Raw genomic sequence first — 4,431 nt, forward strand, 5'->3', positions numbered from 1 at the left:
TAAGCTGATTCCCTGGCTGCAGCGCCGCGCGCCCCAGGTACGGCGCATGGGCAGCGTATGCACCGGCGCATTTGCCTTGGCGGCGGCAGGGCTGTTCGATGGGCGGCGTGTCACCACGCATTGGCAATACTGCGATCGCTTGGCCGCCATGTTTCCGGCGGTCTTGCTGGAGCCGGATGCGATCTATGTTGCCGATCCGCCGCTCTACAGCTCGGCCGGCATCACCGCCGCGATTGATTTGTCCTTGGCCTTGGTCGAGGCCGATCTCGGTCAGGCGCTAGCCTTGCAGGTGGCGCGTGATCTGGTGCTGTATCTGCGCCGGCCGGGTGGGCAGTCGCAATATTCGGCCGGCCTGCGGGCGCAGACGCAGGCGAGCGGCAAGTCGGGCAAAGTGGGACAACGCTTGGGTGAGCTATTGAGCTGGATGACCGAGCATCCGGCGGAGGATCTCAGCATTGCTGCGTTGGCGCTGCGGGTTCATATGAGCGAGCGCCATTTCGCGCGGCTGTTCCTGAGCGAGACCGGCCAGACGCCAGCGCGCTTTCTCGAGGCCTTACGGCTGGACCGCGCCAAGTCGCATCTGGAGCAGACGAGTTGGCCTTTGGCGCGGGTGGCGCAGCGGGCCGGGTTCGGGTCGGTGGACAGTTTGCAGCGGAGTTTGAAGCGGCATAACGGGATTACGCCGGAGCAGTATCGGCAGCGATTCTCTGGGGCTGCGCATGGGGGCGATTGTTGAGTCTGCGGGGCTGGAGTGTGGGCGGAGACCCCCGGCACTGATGCAGTCCATCCCGATCCGCTCTGCCTCCACTCGGGCAAGCGCTGATTCAGCCGGGCGCACAAACAAGTGAAGAATTTTGAATCTGAAGTGGGGCACGCTGCGTAGTGGAGTTGGACATTCAACTCATGCTTCTAAGAAACCTTGCCATGCGTATTCAATTTTTACTTTGTGTCGTGACCGCCGCCACGCTCGGGGCTTGTGCCAACCGGGCCCCGATGATGGGGCCGTACAGCCAGACCAGCCTGCCAGACGCCGTGAAAGTTCCCGCTGGACACAGCGTTGTCATAGAGACCGTTGCCGCTGGCGACATCACCTATCAATGTCGGGCCAAGAAGGACATGGACAGCCAGTTTGAGTGGGTGTTTGCGGGCCCCAGCGCGAGCCTGAAGGATCGCAATGGCATCCTGATCGGCAAGTACTACGGCCCGCCTGCCACTTGGGAAAACATGGACGGCTCCAAGCTGACCGGCACTCAAGTAGCCGTGGCGCCCAATGGTGAAGGCAATATCCCTTCGCAATTGGTCAAAGCCAATCCTGCAGTGGGTCCGGGAGCGATGCAAGGGGTGAGCTATATCCAGCGGGTCGCAACTCAGGGTGGCGTTGCACCCAAGGGCGTCTGCGCCAAAGGCAACGAGGGCGAAAAGCAAGTCGTGTCCTACAAGGCTGACTACATCTTCTACCGAGCGATGTAGGCGCCAAGTTACCGGCCCGGGGGGCTTTGCGCGGGAGACATCCAGCCTATGCCCCATGGGCATGACGTTATGCTGATAAACCGGCAGGGGCCGGGCCAGAATACGGCCATGCAAAAAGAGCGAGAGCGGCTCATCATCGTCGGTTGTGGTTTTGGAGGTCTGGCGGCGGCGCGCGAGTTGGCGCGGGCCGAGCTCGACATCACTTTGATCGATCGCAGCAACCATCATCTGTTTCAACCGCTGCTCTATCAGGTCGCGACGGCCGGTTTGTCGGCCCCCTCGATAGCGGCGCCAATCCGCCACATGTTGCGCCACCAGCGCAATCTCACCGTGCTGATGGCCGAAGTGCTTGGGATCAACAAGAGCTCGCGCTGCGTTGATCTGGCCGACGGGCAAAGCCTGGCTTATGACTATCTGATCCTCGCCGGTGGCGCCACGCACAGCTACTTTGGCCGCGATGAATGGGCCGAGCATGCGCCCGGCCTGAAGACCTTGGCCGATGCCTTCAAGCTGCGCGCCAAGGTCTTGACGGCGTTTGAGCGCGCTGAGGCCTTGCCGGCCACAGCCGAGGCTGAGCTTGAGCGCCAAGCCCTGTTGAATTTCGTCGTTATCGGTGCCGGCCCTACGGGCGTGGAAATGGCCGGTACGCTGGCCGAGATCGCTCGCCATACCTTGAAGAACGAGTTCCGTCGCATCGACTTGGCGCGCGCCCAGGTCTTGCTGCTGGAAGGCGGGGAGCGTGTGCTGGGCGGTTTCAAGCCCGAGCTGTCGGCGCGGGCCGCGCAACAGCTGCAAGCGCTCGGTGTGCAGGTGCACTGCGGCTGCCGGGTCGTCGGTATCGACGCGCAGGGGGTGGACGTGGAGCGGGCGGGTGTGCGCGCCCGGATTGCTGCCCGCACGGTGGTCTGGGCCGCCGGTGTGGCGGCGTCGCCCTTGGGCAAGACGCTGAACGTCGCACTTGACCGCGCCGGCCGCGTCAGCGTCGACGGCGGTTTGAATATTGCCGGGCACCCGGAGATTTTTGTGATCGGCGATATGGCCGCCGCGCTAAGCCACGAGCCGGATGGTTCGACCCGCCCGGTGCCCGGCGTCAGCCCGGCGGCCAAGCAAATGGGCGTGTTTGCGGCGCGGCGAATCTTGGCGCAGCTGCAGGCGGGCAGCGCTCACCGGGGTCAGGTCTTGCCACGGCCACCTGCCAACTTCCGCTACCGGGACTACGGCAATCTGGCCACCATTGGCCGCAAGGCGGCGGTCGCCGATGTGGGGCGGTTTCAATTTGCCGGTTACTTCGCCTGGTTGTTCTGGTTGTTCGTGCACATCTATTTTTTGATCGGCTTTCGCAACCGCCTGGTGGTGCTGATGGATTGGGCCTGGGCTTATTGGAGCTTCCAGCGCTATGCCCGCGTGGTGGCCGAGCCCGCTGACAAGGGTGAAAGCGCCAAGAGGGCGGCGCTGTAGCAACAGTCGGGAGGCTGGTCTTGAATCGTTGGCAGATTGACGGTCAAAGACCGACCCTGCTGTCTCCTGCGGCACTGAGGCTTGACTGATCTTGAACAAGATGTCACCGAAAGGGTCACACCTTGCCTATACATTCATGGCCTAACCCTCGGGGCCCCTGCCGCAACCCCCGAATTTGACGCCTTAGCGCAAAGGAAATAACGATCCATGAGAGCCGCTCTGACCCCGTTGTTGATATCCGCGCTGCTGTTGACCGCAGGCTGCACCCGTATCGAAACCGGTGAGGTCGGTTTGCGCGTCAATTTTGACAAAACGACAGACCCGACCGAACGGCTGCCGGGCTCCTTCAACCAAACCGTCATCGGTGAAATCATCACCTTCAAGATTCAGGATGTTGCGGTGGCAGTGGACGACATGACGCCGCTGGCGTCCGACAATTCCACCATCAAAGATTTCGACATGACCGTGGTCTACAACGTCAACCCGACGGCCGTGTCCGAGTTGTGGACGACCAAGAACCGCAGCTTCCATGGCCTGAGCGACAAGGGCGACGACATCCTCTTGATGCAGAACTATGTGGCGCTGAGTGCGCGCAATGCCGCGTACAAAGTGGCACGCGGCTACGAGTCTTTGAAGATGGCGGACAACCGCCCGCAAATCGAACAGCAGATTCGCGAGAACATCATCAAGACCTTGGGCGAAGAAAAGCTGGCGGAAAAAATCACGGTCTCGCAAGTCCAGGTGCGCGCCATCGCGCCCGCCGATGTGATTGTGAACAGCGCCAACGAACTGGTGCGGGCCCAGAACGAACTCAAGACCAAGGAAGTGGAAGTACAAACGGCCAAGAAAGAGGCCGAACGCATTGCCGCTTTGAACGCCAACGCTGGGGCGATCGGTTATATGAATGCGATGGCCAATCTGAAGATTGCCGAGGGTGTCGCGGCCGGCAAGGTGAACACGATCGTGGTTCCGTTTGACTTCAAGGGCATCGTGAATGCCAAATGACGGGGAGGCTAGTCGTTAGATGATTTGCGATATGACCGGACTGACGGTTGCTGCGGATTTGCTTTACCCGCACGATGCCGGGAGTTCGCCCCGGCGGGCGACCCACTTCTCTTGTCTCGCCAAGAGACGTGGGCAAGAGAAGGCGACCCTGCCGCATGGCCCTGCGGGTCCGCTCGGATGCTCAAATTTGCCGGGCCGCGCCCAACTCACTGCGCTACGCTCCGCTCCGCTCAAACAAGGGGCGCGAAGCCAGTTCTTGAAGTCGCTGCGCGACGCCCGGCAAATTCTGCGCTCCTCGCCCATGCAGAAGGGGGTGAACTCCAAAGAACACGGCTCGCTGCGCGTCGCCTCGATGGGTGCTGCGCTGCGCGCATGCACCACTCACGTTAATGCCTTGAGCTCTGGCTATCCGCTTAGAATGAAAGTAAGCATTGCGGCGGGTCATCTTTTGCCTGCTAGCAAAAGAGGCATCTAAAGGCCGAGAGGCCTTTAGATTTG

At 61.5% G+C, this 4,431-nt stretch carries 5 protein-coding genes; all 5 read left to right on the forward strand.

The window, feature by feature from the left end; genetic code table 11:
• A partial coding sequence (locus tag LNV07_RS25165) for a GlxA family transcriptional regulator (protein WP_263573959.1) occupies nucleotides 1–736 on the forward strand: 736 nt, incomplete at its 5' end.
• 188 nt (nucleotides 737–924) lie between these two features.
• A complete protein-coding gene (locus LNV07_RS25170) occupies nucleotides 925–1,470 on the forward strand; it encodes a DUF3455 domain-containing protein (protein ID WP_263573963.1) in 546 nt (181 codons plus the stop codon).
• Between the two features lie 108 nt (nucleotides 1,471–1,578).
• Nucleotides 1,579–2,928, forward strand: coding sequence for an NAD(P)/FAD-dependent oxidoreductase (locus LNV07_RS25175; protein WP_263573960.1), 1,350 nt, complete (start codon nucleotides 1,579–1,581; stop codon nucleotides 2,926–2,928).
• A 207-nt stretch (nucleotides 2,929–3,135) separates the two neighbouring features.
• Entirely contained in the window at nucleotides 3,136–3,933 is a 798-nt protein-coding gene (locus LNV07_RS25180) for an SPFH domain-containing protein (RefSeq protein WP_263573961.1), read from the forward strand.
• A gap of 256 nt (nucleotides 3,934–4,189) precedes the next feature.
• Nucleotides 4,190–4,408 carry a hypothetical protein gene (locus LNV07_RS25185; RefSeq protein WP_263573962.1) on the forward strand — a complete coding sequence of 73 codons (219 nt, stop codon included), beginning with the start codon at nucleotides 4,190–4,192 and terminating at the stop codon, nucleotides 4,406–4,408.
• The last annotated feature ends 23 nt before the right edge of the window (nucleotides 4,409–4,431 follow it).

It is taken from the genome of Roseateles oligotrophus, from assembly GCF_025717515.1.
Taxonomy (GTDB): domain Bacteria; phylum Pseudomonadota; class Gammaproteobacteria; order Burkholderiales; family Burkholderiaceae_C; genus Paucibacter_A; species Paucibacter_A oligotrophus.

Bases quoted from the DNA above. Each gene is read 5' to 3' on its own strand.
- LNV07_RS25170 (WP_263573963.1), top strand. From the start codon at position 925: ATGCGTATTCAATTTTTACTTTGTGTCGTGACCGCCGCCACGCTCGGG.
- LNV07_RS25175 (WP_263573960.1), top strand. From the start codon at position 1,579: ATGCAAAAAGAGCGAGAGCGGCTCATCATCGTCGGTTGTGGTTTTGGA.
- LNV07_RS25180 (WP_263573961.1), top strand. From the start codon at position 3,136: ATGAGAGCCGCTCTGACCCCGTTGTTGATATCCGCGCTGCTGTTGACC.